The organism is Mycobacterium sp. IDUB_39 (assembly GCF_055419205.1).
In genome coordinates this window covers 178,771-196,174 of the sequence record NZ_JBVAXF010000004.1, presented here as the reverse complement: position 1 = coordinate 196,174, position 17,404 = coordinate 178,771, and the positions used below count along the sequence as shown (strand labels likewise).

General features: G+C 67.7%; 21 protein-coding genes. 13 read left to right on the top strand and 8 right to left on the bottom strand.

What is annotated here, in order from left to right; genetic code table 11:
• Positions 1–17 precede the first annotated feature (17 nt).
• Entirely contained in the window at positions 18–722 is a 705-nt protein-coding gene (locus ACZY0X_RS16295) for a ferritin-like fold-containing protein (RefSeq protein ID WP_463771859.1), read from the bottom strand.
• Between the two features lie 233 nt (positions 723–955).
• On the opposite strand from ACZY0X_RS16295, the gene ACZY0X_RS16290 reads away from it, so the two are divergent.
• Both ACZY0X_RS16290 and ACZY0X_RS16285 read left to right on the top strand, forming a co-directional pair.
• Complete coding sequence (locus tag ACZY0X_RS16290) at positions 956–2,488, top strand: DEAD/DEAH box helicase (protein ID WP_463771857.1); 1,533 nt, start codon at positions 956–958, stop codon at positions 2,486–2,488.
• Positions 2,489–2,503: 15 nt separating this feature from the next.
• Positions 2,504–3,718: an Rv3212 family protein gene (locus ACZY0X_RS16285; protein WP_463771856.1), complete on the top strand. Its 1,215-nt coding sequence runs from the start codon at positions 2,504–2,506 to the stop codon at positions 3,716–3,718.
• 10 nt (positions 3,719–3,728) lie between these two features.
• Here ACZY0X_RS16285 and ACZY0X_RS16280 read toward each other — a convergent pair whose 3' ends face one another.
• Positions 3,729–4,532: a ParA family protein gene (locus ACZY0X_RS16280; RefSeq protein WP_463771854.1), complete on the bottom strand. Its 804-nt coding sequence runs from the start codon at positions 4,530–4,532 to the stop codon at positions 3,729–3,731.
• Between the two features lie 46 nt (positions 4,533–4,578).
• Here ACZY0X_RS16280 and ACZY0X_RS16275 point away from each other — a divergent pair, with 46 nt between their 5' ends.
• The 3 genes from ACZY0X_RS16275 to ACZY0X_RS16265 all read left to right on the top strand — a co-directional run bounded on the left by ACZY0X_RS16275 (position 4,579) and on the right by ACZY0X_RS16265 (position 6,834).
• Complete coding sequence (locus tag ACZY0X_RS16275; protein WP_463771853.1) at positions 4,579–5,190, top strand: acid phosphatase; 612 nt, start codon at positions 4,579–4,581, stop codon at positions 5,188–5,190.
• Entirely contained in the window at positions 5,190–6,281 is a 1,092-nt protein-coding gene (locus tag ACZY0X_RS16270) for an isochorismate synthase (RefSeq protein WP_463772462.1), read from the top strand. Before ACZY0X_RS16275 ends, ACZY0X_RS16270 begins: the two co-directional genes overlap by 1 nt.
• Positions 6,282–6,354: 73 nt before the next feature.
• Entirely contained in the window at positions 6,355–6,834 is a 480-nt protein-coding gene (locus tag ACZY0X_RS16265) for an N-acetyltransferase family protein (protein WP_463771851.1), read from the top strand.
• On the opposite strand, the gene ACZY0X_RS16260 is transcribed toward ACZY0X_RS16265, so the two are convergent.
• Positions 6,789–7,211, bottom strand: coding sequence for a hypothetical protein (locus tag ACZY0X_RS16260; protein ID WP_463771850.1), 423 nt, complete (start codon positions 7,209–7,211; stop codon positions 6,789–6,791). The two genes, ACZY0X_RS16265 and ACZY0X_RS16260, sit on opposite strands and share 46 nt — an antisense overlap.
• Before the next feature lie 52 nt (positions 7,212–7,263).
• Between ACZY0X_RS16260 and ACZY0X_RS16255 the strand changes: the two genes are divergently transcribed.
• On the top strand, positions 7,264–8,232 hold the full coding sequence (locus ACZY0X_RS16255) for a diacylglycerol/lipid kinase family protein (protein WP_463771848.1): 969 nt from the start codon (positions 7,264–7,266) through the stop codon (positions 8,230–8,232).
• A gap of 247 nt (positions 8,233–8,479) precedes the next feature.
• Entirely contained in the window at positions 8,480–8,734 is a 255-nt protein-coding gene (locus ACZY0X_RS16250; RefSeq protein ID WP_241400390.1) for a WhiB family transcriptional regulator, read from the top strand.
• 91 nt (positions 8,735–8,825) lie between these two features.
• Here ACZY0X_RS16250 and ACZY0X_RS16245 read toward each other — a convergent pair whose 3' ends face one another.
• Complete coding sequence (locus ACZY0X_RS16245) at positions 8,826–10,325, bottom strand: sensor histidine kinase (protein WP_463771846.1); 1,500 nt, start codon at positions 10,323–10,325, stop codon at positions 8,826–8,828.
• Between the two features lie 40 nt (positions 10,326–10,365).
• A complete protein-coding gene (locus ACZY0X_RS16240; RefSeq protein WP_241400392.1) occupies positions 10,366–10,581 on the bottom strand; it encodes a biotin/lipoyl-binding carrier protein in 216 nt (71 codons plus the stop codon).
• Positions 10,582–10,720: 139 nt separating this feature from the next.
• On the opposite strand from ACZY0X_RS16240, the gene ACZY0X_RS16235 reads away from it, so the two are divergent.
• Entirely contained in the window at positions 10,721–10,795 is a 75-nt protein-coding gene (locus ACZY0X_RS16235) for a 50S ribosomal protein bL37 (RefSeq protein WP_011728008.1), read from the top strand.
• A 29-nt stretch (positions 10,796–10,824) separates the two neighbouring features.
• On the opposite strand, the gene rsrA is transcribed toward ACZY0X_RS16235, so the two are convergent.
• On the bottom strand, positions 10,825–11,079 hold the full coding sequence (gene rsrA / locus ACZY0X_RS16230) for a mycothiol system anti-sigma-R factor (protein WP_463772459.1): 255 nt from the start codon (positions 11,077–11,079) through the stop codon (positions 10,825–10,827).
• A 53-nt stretch (positions 11,080–11,132) separates the two neighbouring features.
• Positions 11,133–11,771 carry a sigma-70 family RNA polymerase sigma factor gene (locus ACZY0X_RS16225; protein ID WP_241405785.1) on the bottom strand — a complete coding sequence of 213 codons (639 nt, stop codon included), beginning with the start codon at positions 11,769–11,771 and terminating at the stop codon, positions 11,133–11,135.
• A 203-nt stretch (positions 11,772–11,974) separates the two neighbouring features.
• Here ACZY0X_RS16225 and ACZY0X_RS16220 point away from each other — a divergent pair, with 203 nt between their 5' ends.
• Complete coding sequence (locus ACZY0X_RS16220; RefSeq protein WP_463771845.1) at positions 11,975–12,463, top strand: aminoacyl-tRNA deacylase; 489 nt, start codon at positions 11,975–11,977, stop codon at positions 12,461–12,463.
• A 25-nt stretch (positions 12,464–12,488) separates the two neighbouring features.
• Positions 12,489–13,337 (top strand): SDR family oxidoreductase, encoded by an 849-nt coding sequence (locus ACZY0X_RS16215; protein ID WP_463771843.1) that lies wholly within the window; start codon positions 12,489–12,491, stop codon positions 13,335–13,337.
• A 4-nt stretch (positions 13,338–13,341) separates the two neighbouring features.
• On the opposite strand, the gene ACZY0X_RS16210 is transcribed toward ACZY0X_RS16215, so the two are convergent.
• Positions 13,342–14,160: an SOS response-associated peptidase gene (locus ACZY0X_RS16210; protein WP_463771842.1), complete on the bottom strand. Its 819-nt coding sequence runs from the start codon at positions 14,158–14,160 to the stop codon at positions 13,342–13,344.
• A 36-nt stretch (positions 14,161–14,196) separates the two neighbouring features.
• Between ACZY0X_RS16210 and aroA the strand changes: the two genes are divergently transcribed.
• From aroA to ACZY0X_RS16195, 3 genes are read left to right on the top strand one after another with little or no spacing between them, the layout of a single operon-like run.
• A complete protein-coding gene (gene aroA / locus ACZY0X_RS16205) occupies positions 14,197–15,495 on the top strand; it encodes a 3-phosphoshikimate 1-carboxyvinyltransferase (RefSeq protein WP_463771841.1) in 1,299 nt (432 codons plus the stop codon).
• Positions 15,492–16,484, top strand: a complete 993-nt coding sequence (rsgA, locus tag ACZY0X_RS16200; protein WP_463771839.1) for a ribosome small subunit-dependent GTPase A — start codon at positions 15,492–15,494, stop codon at positions 16,482–16,484. The genes aroA and rsgA overlap by 4 nt, the downstream gene beginning before the upstream one ends.
• A gap of 58 nt (positions 16,485–16,542) precedes the next feature.
• On the top strand, positions 16,543–17,391 hold the full coding sequence (locus ACZY0X_RS16195) for an aldo/keto reductase (protein WP_463771838.1): 849 nt from the start codon (positions 16,543–16,545) through the stop codon (positions 17,389–17,391).
• The last annotated feature ends 13 nt before the right edge of the window (positions 17,392–17,404 follow it).

Below are 17,404 nucleotides of genomic sequence, written 5' to 3'. Positions count from 1 at the left end.
ACGCTAAGCGTTTGTGATCACGCCAAGCCGAGTTCGCGGACCCGGGTGTTGTGGGTGTTCTGCAACCGATCGAAGAACTCGCTCATTTGGCCGAGACCCTCGCCACTGGACACGACGAGGTCGACCAGTTCGTCGTGGTCGGCGAGGACGAACTGCGCCTGCGTGATCGCCTCACCGAGAAGGCGGCGTGACCACAGCGCCAGCCGGTGCCGTTGCTTGTCGCTGGCGGTCACCGCTGCCTTCACCTCGGCGACCACGAACTGCGAATGCCCGGTCTCCGCGAGCACCATGCGCACGACGTCAGCCACCTCGGCGGGCAGCGTGTCGGCGATCTCGAGGTAGAAGTCAGCGGCGAGCGCATCGCCGATATAGGTCTTGACCAACGCCTCGAGCCACGTGCTCGGGGTGGTCAACCGGTGGTAATTCTCAAGCGCCGGTGCATATTTCGTCATCTCGCGCACCACGTCGACACCGCGGCGCGCGAGGGCGTCGCGTAGCACCTCGTAGTGGTTCATCTCCGCGGCGGCCATGCTCGCCATGTTGATGCGGCCCGCAAGATTCGGCGCCATCCGCGCCTCATCGGTCAACCGGTAGAACGCCGCCACCTCGCCGTAGGCGAGCAGCGCGAAGAGTTCGGTGACGCCCGGATGCAGGGCCGAAACACCCGAATCAGTGGAGTCTGCCGCCTGCTCTGGTGTCGCCGCGGGCTGCGTCGGAGTCATGCGCCAACTGTAGACGGCGACGCCGGAGGGGATGGATCGCGAACGCGACCAGCTATGATGTAGGCGGAAGCGACCTGCGAAGCGCGGGATGCGACCAAAGAAATGTGCGTGCACGCAGTTGGCCCGCCTCCCTCAGGCCAGGGCCCCGGTGCTCCTTCGTCGAAGCTCGTGCGCGCGTGAACACCCCGCGAGGACTTACGAGTTTTGACCCCGAAAGGCTCTGTCGAACACCCATGACTGAAACCACACCGGAAACACCGGAAACCACGCCCGAAACCACACCCGAATCCAAAGCGTCCTTTGCCGACCTCGGCGTCCGCGAGGAGATTGTCCGGGCCCTGGCCGAAGACGGCAAGGAACATCCCTTTGCCATCCAGGAACTCACCATGCCCATGGCGCTCGCGGGCGATGACCTCATCGGTCAGGCCCGCACCGGTATGGGCAAGACCCTTGCGTTCGGTGTGCCGATGCTGCAGCGCATCACCACCGACACCAACCGCGAACTGAGCGGAATCCCGCGAGCGCTGGTCGTCGTTCCCACCCGTGAACTCTGTTTGCAGGTCTACGAGGACATCGCCGGCGCCGCCAAGTACCTCCGCGCCGGTGATCGCAAGCTGTCCGTCACCTCCATCTACGGCGGGCGCCCCTACGAGGCCCAGATCGAGGCCCTGCAGAGGGGCGTCGACGTCGTCATCGGCACCCCCGGCCGCCTGCTCGACCTGGCCCAGCAGGGCCACCTGCAGCTCGGCGGGCTGAGCATGCTGGTGCTCGACGAGGCCGACGAGATGCTGGACCTGGGCTTCCTGCCCGACATCGAGCGGATCCTCAAGCAGATCCCCGCCGAGCGTCAGGCCATGCTGTTCTCGGCGACGATGCCCGACCCGATCATCACGCTGGCACGCACCTTCATGAATCAGCCGACGCACATTCGTGCCGAGGCACCGCACTCGGCGGCCACGCACGACAGCACCGAGCAGTTCGCCTACCGCGCCCACGCGCTGGACAAGGTCGAGATGGTCACCCGCATCCTGCAGGCCGAGGGCCGTGGCGCGACCATGATCTTCACCCGCACCAAGCGCACCGCCCAGAAGGTCGCCGACGAGCTCGCCGAGCGCGGGTTCAAGGTCGGCGCGGTGCACGGTGACCTCGGCCAGGGCGCCCGCGAGAAGGCACTCAAGTCGTTCCGCACCGGTGAGGTCGATGTGCTCGTCGCCACCGACGTCGCCGCCCGCGGTATCGATATCGACGACATCACGCACGTCATCAACTACCAGATTCCCGAGGACGAGCAGGCCTATGTGCACCGCATCGGCCGCACCGGGCGCGCCGGCAAGACCGGTATCGCGGTCACACTGGTCGACTGGGACGAGCTGCCCCGCTGGACGATGATCGACAAGGCACTGGGCCTGAACAACCCCGACCCCGTCGAGACCTACTCCAGCTCGGAGCACTTGTACGCCGAGCTCAAGATTCCCGCCGACGCGACCGGATCGATCGGCAAGGCGACGCGCGCGACCGACAGGCCCAAGCGCGAACCCCGCGAGCGCGACGCAGCCGCCGAGAGGCCCGCACGCAACCGCGACCGCACCCGTCAGCGCACCCGCGCGGGCAAGACCGCGTCGGGTCACGTCGAGCAGGCGGAGGCCTCCGGTGACGGAGCACCCGCAGCCGAGTCGTCCGACGAGTCGGCAGCCGGTGCAGGCCGCAGCAATGGCCGCCGCCGGCGTCGCCGTCGCAGCAACGCCGCCGCGCCAAGCGCCGGCTAGCGACCGCACTGACCGATGGTCAAACCGGAACGACGCACGAGAGGTGACGTGCTGGCCGCCGTCGCGATTGCCGCGGTGATCGCCATCGCCGCGGGAATGATCTGGTGGACCAGCGACGCGCGGGCCACCGAGAGCCGCCCGGCCGCCTCCGCGGTTCCCGCGCTCAAGTCAGCCCGCGACGTACCGACCACCCTGCGCCAGGCCTGGGCTGCGGCCAGCCCACAGACAACCCAGCCCGTGTTGGCGGGCGGGTCGGTGGTGACCGGTGACGGACGCCAGGTGGACGGGCGCGATCCGGCCACCGGCGACGTGCTGTGGAGTTACTCCCGTGGCGCCGACCTGTGCGGCGTGACGTCGGTTTACCAGAACGCGGTGGCGGTCTACCCCGACGACCGCGGCTGCGGTCAGGTCACCACCATCAACGGCAAGACCGGCCGCCGCGATGCCACCCGCACCGCCTACGCGGACCCCGAGGTCAGGCTGTCATCGGACGGCACCACCGTGCTGTCGGCCGGCGACAACCGACTTGAGCTGTGGCGGTCCGACATGGTCCGGATGATCAGCTACGGCGAGCTCGACGCCCGCATCAAACCCAACGTGCCGGCCCAGCCCCTCTGCCGTCTGGCCTCGGCGGCAGCCAGTTCCTCTGCCGTATCGGTGATCGAGGACTGCCCCCGGGAGACCGACATGCGACTGACGCTGTTACGGCCCGCTGACGAGGAAGACCAGCCCGAGACGAAGACCGTGCCGTTGCCCGGTGTCCCGGTCGACTCCAACGCCCAGGTGATCGCCGTGTCGGAGACGCTGACGGCCGTCTACCTGCCGACGCCGAAGCCGACGGTCAATGTCATTGACGAGACCGGCACGACCATCGCGAGCACGCTGCTGCCGAAGCCGGCCTCCCCACAGGCCACCACCACCCGCACCGGTGACCTGATCACCTGGTGGACCGGTGACAGCGTGATGGTGTTCAACGCCAACGCCCTGCGGTACAAGTTCACCGTCAACGCCGTCGACGGACAGGCTCCCGTGGGACCGGCGACGATGATGGCAGGCAAGCTGCTGGTGCCCGTGACCCGCGGCTACGACGTCTTCGACCCGCAGACCGGGCAGGGCGAACGTCACATCGAGCTCATCCGCCAACCACAGCAGGATCCCGTGGTGCCCGACGTCGCGGGTGCAACGCTGCTCGAACAGCGCGGCGGCACGCTGGTGGCCCTCGTCGGCTGACCCCCGTCCGCTACACCTCCGGTGTGTACGCCGGCAGCGCCTTGCCCGTCTTCCAGTGCTTGAGCAGCGCCGCGGCGAGTTCCCGATACGCATCGGAGCCCTTGTTGCGCCGCCCCGTCAACACTGACGCGCCCGAGGCGCTGGCCTCGGCGAACCGCACCGTGCGCGGGATCGGCGGACTCAAGACCACGAGGCCGTAGCGGTCGGCGACGTCGAGCAACACATCACGACTGTGGGTGGTGCGCGAGTCGTACAGCGTGGGCAGCGCACCGAGCATCTTGAGGTCGGCGTTGGTGATCTGCTGGACGTCGTCGACGGTCCGCAGGAACTGCCCGACACCCCGGTGCGCCAACGTCTCGCACTGCAGCGGAACGATGACGTCGTCGGCGGCGGTCAACCCGTTGAGCGTGAGCACGCCCAGCGACGGCGGGCAGTCGATGATCACCACGTCGAAGTCGGACGCGACCTTGGCCAGGGCCCGTTTGAGCGCGTACTCGCGTCCGGCCCGCATCAGCAGCATGGCCTCGGCGCCGGCCAGGTCGATGTTGGCGGGTAGCAGCGTCATACCCTCGGCCGTCGGCACCAGGGCCGCGCCTGGCTCGACCTCCCCGAGCAGCACCTCGTGGATCGACACGGCGAGCTTGTCGGGGTCCTGGCCCAGCGAGAACGTCAGACAGCCCTGCGGGTCGAGGTCGACGAGCAACACCCGTCGACCACTCTGCGCCATTGCCGCACCCAACGACGCCACCGTCGTTGTCTTGGCAACCCCACCCTTTTGATTGGCGACTGCAAGTACCCGAGTCACGTCGTCCATCCAAGCACGCAAACCCCCGGGACGGGCGTGCGGCACAATCGCGGGTGTGACTGTTGAACGGCATCGCCTGCTGCTACTGCGTCATGGCGAGACCGAATGGTCGCTCTCGGGCCGCCACACCGGCCGCACCGACCTGGAGCTGACTGACGTCGGCCGCGATCAGGCCAGGCTCGCCGCCGACGCTCTGGCCGATCTGCGCCTGCGCGATCCCCTGGTGATCTGCAGCCCACGCCACCGCGCGCTGGTCACCGCCGAACTCGCAGGACTCACGGTCGACGAGGTCACCCCGCTGCTCGCCGAGTGGGACTACGGCGACTACGAGGGCCTGACCACCGCGCAGATCCGCGAGCAGGTACCCGACTGGCTGGTGTGGACACACGGCTGCCCGGGTGGCGAGGGCGTCGAGGAGATCACCGTGCGCGCCGACCGTGCCATCGGGCTGGCACGCGAGCACATGGTCTCCCGTGACGTCATCTTCGTCGGCCACGGCCACTTCTCCCGGTCCATGCTGGCCAGATGGGTGGAACTACCAGTGCCCCAAGGCATCCGGGTGTCAATGGTGCCCGCATCGATCGCGGTGTGTGGACACGAGCACGGCATCCGCCAGATCAGCGCACTCGGCCTGACCGGTCACACCAATCCGTGTCTGCCCGCGTGATGGGTGAGCCGTCGTTCGTCCTCGCGGGCCCCGACGGCGCTGTCATCGCCGACGGCGTACAAAACTCGTACCCGCGGCTCGCCGACGCCAGGGCCGCGCTGGCCTCCGGCGATGCTCCGATCGTGTTGGGCGCCTTGCCATTCGACCTGAACCATCCCGCAGCCCTGATGCGGCCGGAGTCGGTGCGGTTCACCGCCGCGCTGCCCGACGAGTCTCACGACGAGCTGCCCACGATCCGAATCACCGGGCAGCGTCCACCTCCCGAGGTGCACCGGGCCCGGATCGCCGAGGCCTTGCGCCGCCTCGTCGATCCGGCCGACGAACTGCACAAGGTGGTGTTGGCGCGGGCGCTCGCACTCGAGGCCGACGCCCCCATCGACGTCGGTGTCCTACTGCGACGACTGGCCCGGGACCACACCGCCAGTGCGTATCTCGTCGATCTGACGGCCGCCGGTGCGCCGTTCGCGGGTAGCGCGTTGATCGGCGCCAGCCCGGAACTGCTGGTGGCCCGGCGCGGCGAGGTAGTCACGTGCCGACCGTTCGCGGGATCGGCGCCGCGCTCCCCCGACCCCACGACCGATGCCGCCAACGGTGCCGCGCTGGCGGCATCGGCGAAGAACCTGCACGAGCACCAACTCGTCGTCGACCAGATGCGTGAGGCGCTGGAACCGCTGTGTGTCGACCTGCGCATCGCACCGCGGCCCGAACTCAGCAGCACGTCGGCGGTGTGGCACCTGAGCACACCGATCAGCGGACGGATCCGCGAGAAGTCCTTCACCGCATTGGATCTCGCGCTCGCCCTGCACCCGACACCCGCCGTAGGCGGGGTGCCCCCGGCTGCCGCGGCCGCGTTGATCAACCAGCTGGAGGGCGATCGGGGTTTCTACGCCGGAGCGGTAGGTTGGTGCGATGCGGGCGGTGACGGCAAGTGGGTGGTGTCGATCCGGTGCGCCGAACTGTCGGCCGACCGGTGCACGGCCATCGCGCGCGCCGGCGGAGGCATCGTCGCCGAGTCCGATCCCGACGACGAGGTCGCCGAGACCATCACGAAGTTCAAGACCATATTGACGGCGTTGGGAGTCGAGAGATGACGACCCGAAGACGATCACGAGTGAGGATCGCAGCGAGGGACGAGCGAGGACCGGAGCGAGTGGGAGTCGAGAAATGACACTGACCATCCGGCCCGCACGGCCCGGGGACGAGAGCGAGCTGTTCTCGATGATCCACGCGCTGGCCGAGTTCGAGAAGGCCGCCGACCAGTGCACGGTGACCGAAGCTCAGCTGACCACAGCGTTGTTCGGCGACCAGCCGAGCGCGTCGGCGCACATCGCCGAGGTCGACGGCGCGCCCGCCGGATGCGCGCTGTGGTACCGCACGTTCTCCACATGGGATGGTGTCGCGGGCATCTACCTGGAGGACCTTTTCGTGAGCCCGGAGTTCCGGCGCCACGGCGTGGCGCGAGGACTGCTGGCGACACTGGCCCGCGAATGCGCGTCGGCGGGATACACCCGACTGGAGTGGGCGGTGCTCGACTGGAACGTCAACGCCATTGCGCTGTACGACGCCGTCGGCGGCAAGCAGCAGAGCGAGTGGATCACCTATCGCGTGTCGGGCCCGGAGTTGTCGGCACTCGCCGAATCCTGACCCAGCCACTCCAGCGCCGACGGGCTGAACAGCAGCCCCAGGGTGACCACGGCGGCCAGCGCGACGGGCACCGCCAGCACCCACTGCCCCGACCCGACGCCCATGTACCACGCCACCGGCAAGAGCAGTAGCTGGGCGAACACCGCGATTCCGCGACCCCAGCGGCGCCCCGTCCACAGGGCCCACCCTGCCGCGAGCACGGCCGAACCCATGATGACGAACCAACCCGCGGTACCCAGCGGGTTGAACCCCGCGATCGAGCCCGATCCGCGGAAGTACCCCACCGCTTCGACCACCGCTATCACCATCGCGGCGACGCCCTCGAGCGTCACAATCGCAGCAGCCTGACGCACCGTTGTCGGGGAGGGAACAATCACGGTGGCCAGCGTAGAGGGCTTCATCGGCGCGACTTGGATAGGCTCAGACCCCGTGCGCGCCGTCTTGATCGTCAATCCGAATGCGACTTCGACAACGCCTGCCGGGCGCGATCTGCTGGCTCACGCGCTGGAGAGCAGGGTCACCCTGACCGTCGCCCACACCGATCACCGCGGCCATGCCGTCGAGATCGCCCAACAGGCGGCCCGTGACCGCTTCGACGTCGTGATCGTGCACGGTGGCGACGGCACGGTGAACGAGGTCGTCAACGGCCTGCTCGGCGAGTGTGGCGGCCCCTGGCCAGACCCGGCCGCACCCGCGCCCGCCGTCGGAGTCGTGCCCGGTGGCTCGGCCAACGTCTTCGCTCGCGCCCTTGGCATCAGCCCCGACCCCATCGAGGCGACCAACCAGCTCGTCGACCTCCTCACGGCGCGACGCAGCGGTGCGCCGTGGCGACGGATCGGGCTGATGGACTGCGGTGAGCGGTGGGCGGTGTTCACCGCCGGCATGGGCGTGGACGGCGACGTCGTGGCCGCCGTGGAGGCGCAACGCGAGAAGGGGCGCAAGGTGACCGCTGCGCGCTACATCCGCGTCGCGGTCCGCGAGTTCTTCACCAGCGCCCGCAAGGACCCCACCCTGACGCTGCACCTGCCGGACCGTGCGCCCGTGACGGGCGTGCACTTCGCCTTCGTGTCCAACTCCAGCCCGTGGACGTACGCCAACACCCGGCCGGTGTGGACGAATCCCACGACGACCTTTGAGACCGGCCTCGGGGTGTTCGCGACGACCAGCATGAACATCTGGACCAATCTGCGCCTGGTCGGACGGATGGTGTCCCGCAAGCCACGCATCGAAGCACCGCATCTGGTGCGTGACGACGACCTGCCGTGGATCGAGGTGACGGCCGACACTCCTGCGGCATGTCAGATCGACGGTGATTACGTCGGACTGCGCGAAAGGATGCGATTCGTGTCGGTACCTGATGCGCTGGCCGTCGTCGCCCCACCGACGAAAAGCCCATGACCTGCAGATTCACTCTCAAAGGAACCGATTCAGGGCGTACCTGAGTGTGAGTGTAGTACAACGGAGTGATGGTCCCGGTAACCCGGGGTCGCAGTGACATTGACCACGTGTTAACGCGCCTCTATTGACATCTGTTCAGCCTGTGAAACGATCGATTGCAACAGTGCAGAAACATTCAGTTGCACGAGTTAACAGCCGAACAACAAATCTAGTGCGCTTTGCCGCGCACACGGTAAGGAGTAAGAGCATGGATTGGCGGCATAATGCGGTCTGTCGTGACGAGGATCCGGAACTGTTCTTCCCCGTGGGGAACAGCGGCCCGGCACTCGCACAGATCGCCGACGCGAAGCTCGTCTGCAACCGCTGCCCAGTGACGACCGAGTGCCTGACCTGGGCATTGGACTCCGGCCAGGACGCCGGCGTTTGGGGCGCCATGAGCGAGGACGAGCGCCGCGCACTCAAGCGGCGCAATGCGCGGACGAAGACCCGCACGAGCGTCTAAGAACGCATACGCAGACGACACACAGACTTACGGCCCCGGTGAAAACCGGGGCCGTAAGTCTGTGTGGAATGTGTTCGAATTCACGCAATTCCTATTGTTGAAGTCTTGTCCTTCGCCCGATCGGCACGCGTAACACGACGTCCGTTCCACCATCGGGAGCCTGGTGCATACCCAGAGAGCCATCGAGCTCGGCGGACACCAGCGTCCGGACTATCTGCAACCCCAGTCGGTCGGACTTCTCCAGGCTGAAACCATCCGGCAGACCGCGCCCGTCGTCGTGCACCACGACATCGAGCCACCGGGCCGACCGTTCCGCCCTGATCGTCACCGATCCCTCGCCGGCGTTCGAGTCATAGGCGTGTTCGATCGCGTTCTGCACCAGTTCGGTGATCACCATGACCATCGCGGTGGCCCGATCGGCGTCGAGCACGCCGAGGTCGCCCTCCCGCACGATCCGGATCGGGGTGTCAACGGTCGCGACGTCGTTCATGATCGGCACAATCCGGTCCACCACCTGGTCCAGGTTGACCTCCTCGTCCACCGACATGGACAGGGCGTCGTGCACCAGCGCGATTGACGACACGCGACGCACCGACTCGATCAGGGCCTCACGCCCCTCGGCGTTGTTCGTGCGTCTCGCCTGCAGCCGCAGCAGGGCCGCAACGGTCTGCAGGTTGTTCTTCACGCGGTGATGGATCTCACGGATGGTGGCGTCCTTGGACAGCAGGGCGCGGTCGCGCCGCTTCACCTCGGTGACATCTCGAATCAGCACCGCAGCACCCGCCGCCGAACCGTGCACCACCAGTGGCAGCGTCCGAAACAGAACCGTCGCGCCGCCTGCGTCGACCTCCATCCGCATGCTCGAGCCACCGTCTAGCGAGTCCCGCACGTGGTCGGCCAGTTCCTGCGCCTCGAACGGGTCACCGATCAGCGGTCGCGTCACGGCGACGAGGTTGTGCGCCTCGAGTTCGGCCGCCAGGCCCATCCGGTGGTACGCCGAGATCGCGTTGGGGCTGGCGAAGGCGACGTTGCCGTTCACGTCGAGGCGGATGAATCCGTCGCCGACGCGCGGGCTGGACCGCGACGTCGCCAGGTCTCCCACATTGGGGAAGGTGCCCTCCGACAGCATGTGCAGCAGGTTGCGCGCGCAGTCCTGGTAGGCCCGTTCCAGCGGGCTGGCCTTGCGGCGGTCGGCCAAGGCCGTTTGGTGCGTGAGGACGGCGACCACCTGGTTGCCGTGCTGGACGGGTACGGCCTCCACGTTGAGCCAGCTACCGTCGTGCGAAACCCCTTGTGTGACATCGCTCTCGCGACCGATGTGACCCGATCTGAAGGCTGCCGCGACGACGGGCATGACGTCGGCATCGCTCTCCGTGCCCACGGCGTCGGCGAGCAGCACGGTGGGCGCCGTGTTGGGCCGCACCTGAGCCACGCACACCAGCACGCCGTCATCGCGGCGCACCCACATCAGATAGTCGGCGAACGACAGGTCGGCCAGGAGTTGCCACTCGCTCACCACAGCGTGGAGGTGATCGACGGCGGTGCCGGGCAGAATTGTGTGTTCGGCGAGCAGGTCACCGAGAGTGGACACGCTATGCCCTTCGCGACGGCGGGGCCGGCTGGATCGGGGCCTAGCCGATCACGGCGATGAGGTCGCCGGCCTGGATGACATCGCCCACCGAGACACTGACAGACGTCACCGTGCCCGCAACCTCGGCGAGCACCGGGATCTCCATTTTCATGGACTCCAGGAGCACCAGCGTGTCTCCCTCGCCGATCTGATCGCCCTCGCTCACCACGACCTCAAGCACACTGGCCACGATCTCCGCGCGAACGTCCTCGGCCATCTTCACTCCGCTCGTCTGGGGCGTGTCCGGGGACTACGCACTGCCTGGGGGTCCATCGAACCACAACACCGGGTTTGTAATGCACTACCGGTGCCATGACACAATGTCAGTAAGCAAACTCAGTCAATGGAGGACCATCATGGCCAAGCGAGGCCGCAAGAAGCGTGACCGTAAGCATTCGAAGGCCAACCACGGCAAGCGTCCCAACGCTTGATGGCCAGGCGCCAGGGCTTGCCCTGGCGCCTAACCTCGAATGATCGTGGTCCGGCTGATCTCGATGCGCAGCCGTTGACGTAGACCCTCCGGCGCCCTCTCACCACTGCACTTGTTGGCGATCAGAGTCTTGACCCGTTCCTCCACGCCGTAGTGGCGCAGGCAGGCCGGGCATTCCTCGAGATGGTGGCGCAGTTTGTCGCGCGTCTCGGCGGTGCACTCACCGTCCAGCAGCGTCCAGACCTCGGCGATCACCGATGCACACTCGGGATGCTCGGGATCCACGGGTCCGACCGGCGGTCGGAAGGTCTGATCCTCGGGGCGACTGAAATCCTCGCTCACGACGACACCTCCTCAGTCGCTGTGTCGAGCCGTTCTCCGCGCAGGAACCCGCGATCTCGTGCGACATCGGCGAGCAGCTCACGAAGCTGCTTGCGACCACGATGCAGCCGGGACATGACCGTTCCGATCGGGGTGTCCATGATCTCTGCGATCTCCTTATACGGGAAGCCCTCGACGTCGGCGTAGTAGACCGCCATCCGGAAATCCTCCGGAAGCGCCTGCAGGGCAGCCTTTATCTCCGTGTCTGGTAGCGACTCGAGAGCCTCCACCTCGGCAGACCGCAAGCCAGTCGACGTGTGCTCGGCGTTGGCTGCCAGCTGCCAGTCCGTGATCTCGTCAGTCGGGTACTCCGCAGGCTGACGCTGCTTCTTGCGGTAGCTGTTGATGTAGGTGTTCGTCAGGATCCGGTACAGCCAGGCCTTGAGGTTGGTTCCCGCACGGAACGACCGGAAGCCGGCATACGCCTTGACCATGGTCTCCTGCAGCAGATCCTCGGCATCCGCGGGATTGCGGGTCATCCGCAAGGCGCCGCCGTACAGCTGATCGAGCAGCGGTATGGCGTCGCGCTCGAACCGCGCAGTCAGCTCTGCGTCCGTCTCCTCGACGGCGGGCCCCGCCCCGTCGACATCGGTCATCGCGATGGAAACCGTCCCTTCTCTCGCGGCACCGAACAGCTCGACCATCCCCACCGGTCGTTCGAGGCAAGCAATGGCCACGTTTGGCTCCTTCCGTCGATCCTAGGGCCTGGATCCGAGGGCGTGCCGGACTGTGTCGGCCACATCGAGATAACAGCAGGTGCCGGGGTGCTTGTTCCCGCGCCCCGATTAGGGTGGACCACGTGGCACGGGCAGCGACACCGGCGATCTCGGCACTGGTCGCGGCGGGTGCCGCGCACGAGGTGCTGCGATACGAGCACGACCCGCGGAGTACGTCGTTCGGCGACGAGGCGGTCGCCGAACTGGCGACCATGGCCGGGGTGTCGGCCGATCAGATCCTCAAGACGCTGATCATCGACCTGCCGACCGGGCTCGCGGTGGCGGTGTTGCCCGTACCGGCGAAACTGTCGCTCAAGGCCGCCGCTGCCGCGCTCGGGGCACCCAGGGCGACGATGGCGCAACCCGCCGCCGCGCAGCGGTCCAGCGGATACGTCGTCGGCGGTATTTCACCGCTGGGCCAGCGCAAACCGCTACCCACGGTGATAGACGCGTCGGCGCTGCAGTGGGACCGCGTGCTGTGCAGTGCGGGTAAGCGCGGCTGGGACGTCGCGCTTGCGCCGCAGGATCTCGTTCGCCTTACCGAAGCTGTGACGGCAGACATCAGGGCGTAGCTGACGTCGGCTTAGAGTGTGAGCCATGTCGCTCTCCGGGAAGACCATGTTCATCTCTGGCGCCAGCCGGGGAATCGGCTTGGCGATCGCCAAGCGTGCCGCGGCCGACGGTGCCAACATCGCGCTGGTCGCCAAGACCGCCGAACCACACCCCAAGCTGGAGGGCACCGTCTACACGGCCGCCAAGGAGATCGAGCAGGCCGGCGGTCAGGCGCTGCCGATCGTGGGCGACGTGCGTGACGGCGACTCGGTGGCCGATGCAGTGGCGCAGGCCGTCGCGCAGTTCGGCGGCATCGACATCTGCGTCAACAACGCCTCGGCGATCAACCTCGGCTCCATCGAGGAGGTACCGCTCAAGCGCTTCGACCTGATGAACGGCATCCAGGTCCGCGGCACGTACGCCGTGTCGCAGGCGTGCATCCCGCATATGAAGGGTCGGGACAATCCACACATTCTGACGCTCTCGCCGCCGCTACGGCTGGAATCCGAATGGCTCAAACCGACGGCATACATGATGGCCAAGTTCGGGATGACCCTGTGCGCCTTGGGTATTGCCGAGGAAATGCGGGAGGCGGGCATCGCGTCGAACACCCTGTGGCCCCGCACGCTGGTGGCCACCGCGGCCGTGCAGAACCTGCTCGGCGGCGACGAGGCGATGGCCCGGGCCCGCAAGCCGCAGGTGTACTCCGACGCCGCGTACGCCGTCATCACCAGGCCGGCCCGCGAGTACACCGGCCAGAGCCTGCTGTGCGAGGACGTGCTGCTGGACTCCGGTGTCACCGACTTGTCGGTGTATGACTGCGTGCCCGGCTCCGACCTCGGTGTCGACCTGTGGGTGGACACGCCCAACCCTCCCGGTTACACCGGGGCCTGACGCCTTAGAGCAGCGTCGGCTGCTCCGGCTCGGCCGGCTCGGCGGGTTCGATCAGTTCCGGGCCGTTGTTGCGGACGCTGTTGACCAGCCGCGACACCTCACGGATCTCGATGCGGTCGAGGTCGCCGTGACCGCGCAGTAGCCCCTCGTCAACGGGTGCGTCGGGGTCCAGCCAGCGGTCCCAGTCGGCCTCGCTGATGGTCAGCGGCATGCGGTCGTGGATCTCGGCCAGCGGTCCCGCGGCATCGGTGGTGATGATGGTGCAGCTCAGTAGGGGCGGCACATTGGACGGCGCGCCTGTGCTCTCACGGGGTCGCCACGTGGTCCACAGTCCCGCCATGAACAGCGGCTCACCGTCGCCGGCGTACATGTAGAACGGCGTCTTCGCCGCCTTCTTCCCAGAAGTTGACTCCCCGTTGGGCCGCCACTCGTACCAGCCGTCCATGGGCACCAGGCAGCGCTTGGACTTCGCCGAAGTGCGAAACGCCGGCGACGTGGTGATCTTCTCCGAGCGGGCGTTGATCAGCAGTGGGCCCTTGGTGTCGGGGCCGCCGTCGTCGGCGGTCTTGGCCCACGGCGGGATGAGTCCCCACCGCATCAGCCGGATCCGCCGCGTCGACTCGTCGTCGGGGTCGGTGTGGCGTTTGACCACGGTGCTGATGGTCGTCGTGGGAGCCACGTTGTAGTTGGCACTGGAGTTGGCGCTGTTGTCGCCGCTCTTGTCCTTGTTCTTCTCGTTGGCCGCCGCCGTCGCCTCGTCAATCGCCTTGATCTTCTCGGCAAGCAACGCCGGGTCGGTCGTCACCGCGAATCGCCCACACATGTATCCCATGGTGGCAGAGAACGCCGACAGGGCAGGATGGTCACCGTGACGAACTGGCCTGCACCGACCGCCCCGGCCCCCGTGCGGGCGACAGTCACCGTCCCGGGATCGAAGTCCCAGACCAATCGCGCGCTGGTACTCGCCGCTCTGGCCACCCCCCAGGGCGCCTCGACCATCGCCGGCGCACTGCGCAGTCGGGACACGGACCTGATGATCGGGGCCCTGCGCGCGCTCGGGGTGAGCGTCGACGGTCCCGGCGCCGATTTGACGGTCAGCGGCACCATCAGCCCGCCTTCGGGCGCGCAGATCGACTGCGGCCTGGCCGGCACGGTGCTGCGCTTCGTCCCCCCTCTCGCCGCACTCGGGTCTGGCGACGTCACCTTCGACGGTGATGAGCAGGCCCGCTCCCGGCCCATCGCTCCCCTGCTGGACGCGCTGCGCCTGCTGGGCGTCCAGCTCGACGGCGACGCCCTGCCGTTCGCCGTGCGCGGCACCGGGGCCGTACCGGGTGGCACCGTGGAGATCGACGCGTCCGCGTCATCACAGTTCGTGTCGGGTCTGCTGCTCTCGGGCGCCACGTTCACCGACGGACTCACCGTGGTGCACACCGGCGACCGGGTGCCCTCCGCGCCGCACGTCGCGATGACAGTGTCGATGCTGCGCGCCGCGGGTGTCGATGTGGATGACAGCCAGGGCAACCGTTGGCGTGTCGCGCCCGGCCCCATCGCCGCACGGCACTGGGCCATTGAGCCCGACCTGTCCAACGCCATACCGTTCTTGGCCGCCGCGATGGTGACCGGTGGCGCGGTGCGGGTGACGGGATGGCCCGGTGTCAGCGTGCAGCCCGCGGCGGCCATCATCGAACTGCTCGAGAAGATCGGTTCGACCGTGCGCCGCACGGATGCCCACCTCGAGGTGACGGGCCCCGACGTCTTCGGCGGCTTCGACGCGGACCTGCACGAGGTCGGCGAACTGGCGCCCTCGGTTGCGGCCATCGCGACACTGGCCACCCCGGGATCGGAGTCACGACTGCGCGGTATCGCGCACCTGCGCGGCCACGAGACCGATCGGCTGGCGGCGCTCACGGCCGAGATCAACCGCCTGGGCGGGCACTGCGAGGAGACCGACGACGGGCTGGCGATCGTGTCCCGGCCGATGCACGGCGGCGTGTGGCACTCCTACGCCGACCACCGGATGGCCACCGCAGGCGCCATTGTCGGGCTGCGCACGCCCGGCGTCGAGGTCGAGGACATCGCCACCACCGCCAAGACACTGCCCGACTTCCCCCGAATGTGGGCGGACATGTTGACCGGCCAGATTCGCGAGACTCCTTGAGAGGCCGCGACTACGACGAGTCAGACGTCCGGGTGCGCTCGGGACGGGGCTCACGGCCGCGCACCAAGACACGACCCGATCACGCCGACGCCGAAGCGGCGATGGTCGTCACCGTCGACCGCGGCCGGTGGGGGTGCGCGCTCGGCGGTGATCCCGAGCACGTCGTCACCACGATGCGGGCCCGCGAACTCGGCCGTACGCCGATAGTCGTCGGGGACGAGGTCGACATCGTCGGGGACCTGTCGGGGCGGCCCGACACCCTGGCGCGCATCGTGCGGCGCGGAGAACGGCGAACTGTGTTGCGCCGCACCGCCGATGACACCGATCCCACCGAGCGCGTCGTCGTGGCCAACGCCGATCAGCTGCTGATCGTCGTGGCGCTCGTCGATCCTCCCCCGCGGACGGGTTTCGTCGAACGCTCCCTCATCGCGGCCTACGCAGGAGGCCTGACACCGGTGCTGTGCCTCACCAAGAGCGACCTGACCGACCCGGAGCCGTTCGCGGCACAGTTTCGGGGCCTGGACCTGACAGTGGTCACGACGGGGCACGGTGATGGGATCGACAATGTCGCAGAACTGCTCGCCGGGAAGGTCACCGTCTTCCTCGGCCACTCCGGTGTCGGCAAGTCGACCCTGGTGAATCGCCTGATTCCCGGGGCGGGCCGCGCCGTTGGTGTGGTGTCCGGCGTCGGCAAGGGCAAGCACACCTCGACGCAGTCGGTGGCACTGCCGTTGCCACCGTCGGGCTGGGTGGTGGACACCCCCGGCGTGCGGTCCTTCGGCCTGGCCCACGTCAAGCCCGACGATGTCATGCTGGCGTTCTCCGATCTGGCCGAGGCCATCGAGAACTGCCCGCGCGGATGCGGGCACTCCGGCCCGCCCGCCGACCCGGAGTGTGCGCTCGACGCGCTCACCGGACCGGCCGCAGACCGCGTGATCGCCGCGCGCCGGCTCCTCGCCGTGCTGAGGACGCCTGAGTGGACCACCTGAACGCCGGGAAACCCGGCTGACCCGTTTGTAGTCGCGCGCGATGGGGCAGGCTGGACGTGTGAGCAACGTAGGAATGATCGAACTCAACGACGGCGCCAACATCCCCCAACTCGGATTTGGCGTCTACCAGATCGAGCCCGACGCGACCGCCGGCCTGGTGCGGACGGCGCTGGAGGTCGGGTACCGGCACGTCGACACCGCCCAGATGTACGGCAACGAAGCCGGTGTCGGCCAGGGCATCCGCGACGTGGGCCTGGACCGCGGCGACGTATTCGTCACCAGCAAGCTCAACAATGGATCCCACGAACCCGACGCCGCTCGGCGCGCATTCGACGCCACGTTGGCAGCGCTCGGATCCGACTACGTCGACCTGTTCCTGATTCACTGGCCGCTGCCCACCCGGTACGGCGGCGATTTCGTCTCCACCTGGCGCACACTCGAGGAGTTCAAGCGCGACGGCCGGGCCCGCAGCATCGGGGTGTCGAACTTCCAGACCGCACATCTGGAACGCCTCGCCAGCGAGACCGACACTGTGCCTGTGGTCAACCAGATCGAGCTGCATCCGTACTTCGGCAACGCCGAGGTGCGTCGCTACGGCGCGTCGCACAACATCATCACCGAGGCATGGTCACCGATCGCGCGGGGCAAGGTCCTCGACGACCCGGTGGTGGATGGGATCGCCAGGGCGACCGGTAAGACACCGGCTCAGGTGGTGCTTCGCTGGCATATCGAGCGGGGTGACGTGGTGTTCCCGAAATCAGTTTCTGCGCAACGCATCAAGGAGAACTTCGACCTGTTCGACTTCGAGCTGAGCCCCGATGACGCCCATGCGATCACCACGCTGGACCGGGGCGAGAAGGGTCGTCAGGGCCCGAACCCGGACACCTTCGACTACGTCTCGGACTGACCCGAGCGGGGCC

Excerpts from the sequence above, each read along its gene's own strand:
- ACZY0X_RS16295 (WP_463771859.1), bottom strand. The coding sequence starts at position 722 with ATGACTCCGACGCAGCCCGCGGCGACACCAGAGCAGGCGGCAGACTCC.
- ACZY0X_RS16290 (WP_463771857.1), top strand. The coding sequence starts at position 956 with ATGACTGAAACCACACCGGAAACACCGGAAACCACGCCCGAAACCACA.
- ACZY0X_RS16285 (WP_463771856.1), top strand. The coding sequence starts at position 2,504 with ATGGTCAAACCGGAACGACGCACGAGAGGTGACGTGCTGGCCGCCGTC.
- ACZY0X_RS16280 (WP_463771854.1), bottom strand. The coding sequence starts at position 4,532 with ATGGACGACGTGACTCGGGTACTTGCAGTCGCCAATCAAAAGGGTGGG.
- ACZY0X_RS16270 (WP_463772462.1), top strand. The coding sequence starts at position 5,190 with ATGGGTGAGCCGTCGTTCGTCCTCGCGGGCCCCGACGGCGCTGTCATC.
- ACZY0X_RS16265 (WP_463771851.1), top strand. The coding sequence starts at position 6,355 with ATGACACTGACCATCCGGCCCGCACGGCCCGGGGACGAGAGCGAGCTG.
- ACZY0X_RS16250 (WP_241400390.1), top strand. The coding sequence starts at position 8,480 with ATGGATTGGCGGCATAATGCGGTCTGTCGTGACGAGGATCCGGAACTG.
- ACZY0X_RS16240 (WP_241400392.1), bottom strand. The coding sequence starts at position 10,581 with ATGGCCGAGGACGTTCGCGCGGAGATCGTGGCCAGTGTGCTTGAGGTC.
- ACZY0X_RS16225 (WP_241405785.1), bottom strand. The coding sequence starts at position 11,771 with ATGACCGATGTCGACGGGGCGGGGCCCGCCGTCGAGGAGACGGACGCA.
- ACZY0X_RS16215 (WP_463771843.1), top strand. The coding sequence starts at position 12,489 with ATGTCGCTCTCCGGGAAGACCATGTTCATCTCTGGCGCCAGCCGGGGA.
- ACZY0X_RS16210 (WP_463771842.1), bottom strand. The coding sequence starts at position 14,160 with ATGTGTGGGCGATTCGCGGTGACGACCGACCCGGCGTTGCTTGCCGAG.
- aroA (WP_463771841.1), top strand. The coding sequence starts at position 14,197 with ATGGTCACCGTGACGAACTGGCCTGCACCGACCGCCCCGGCCCCCGTG.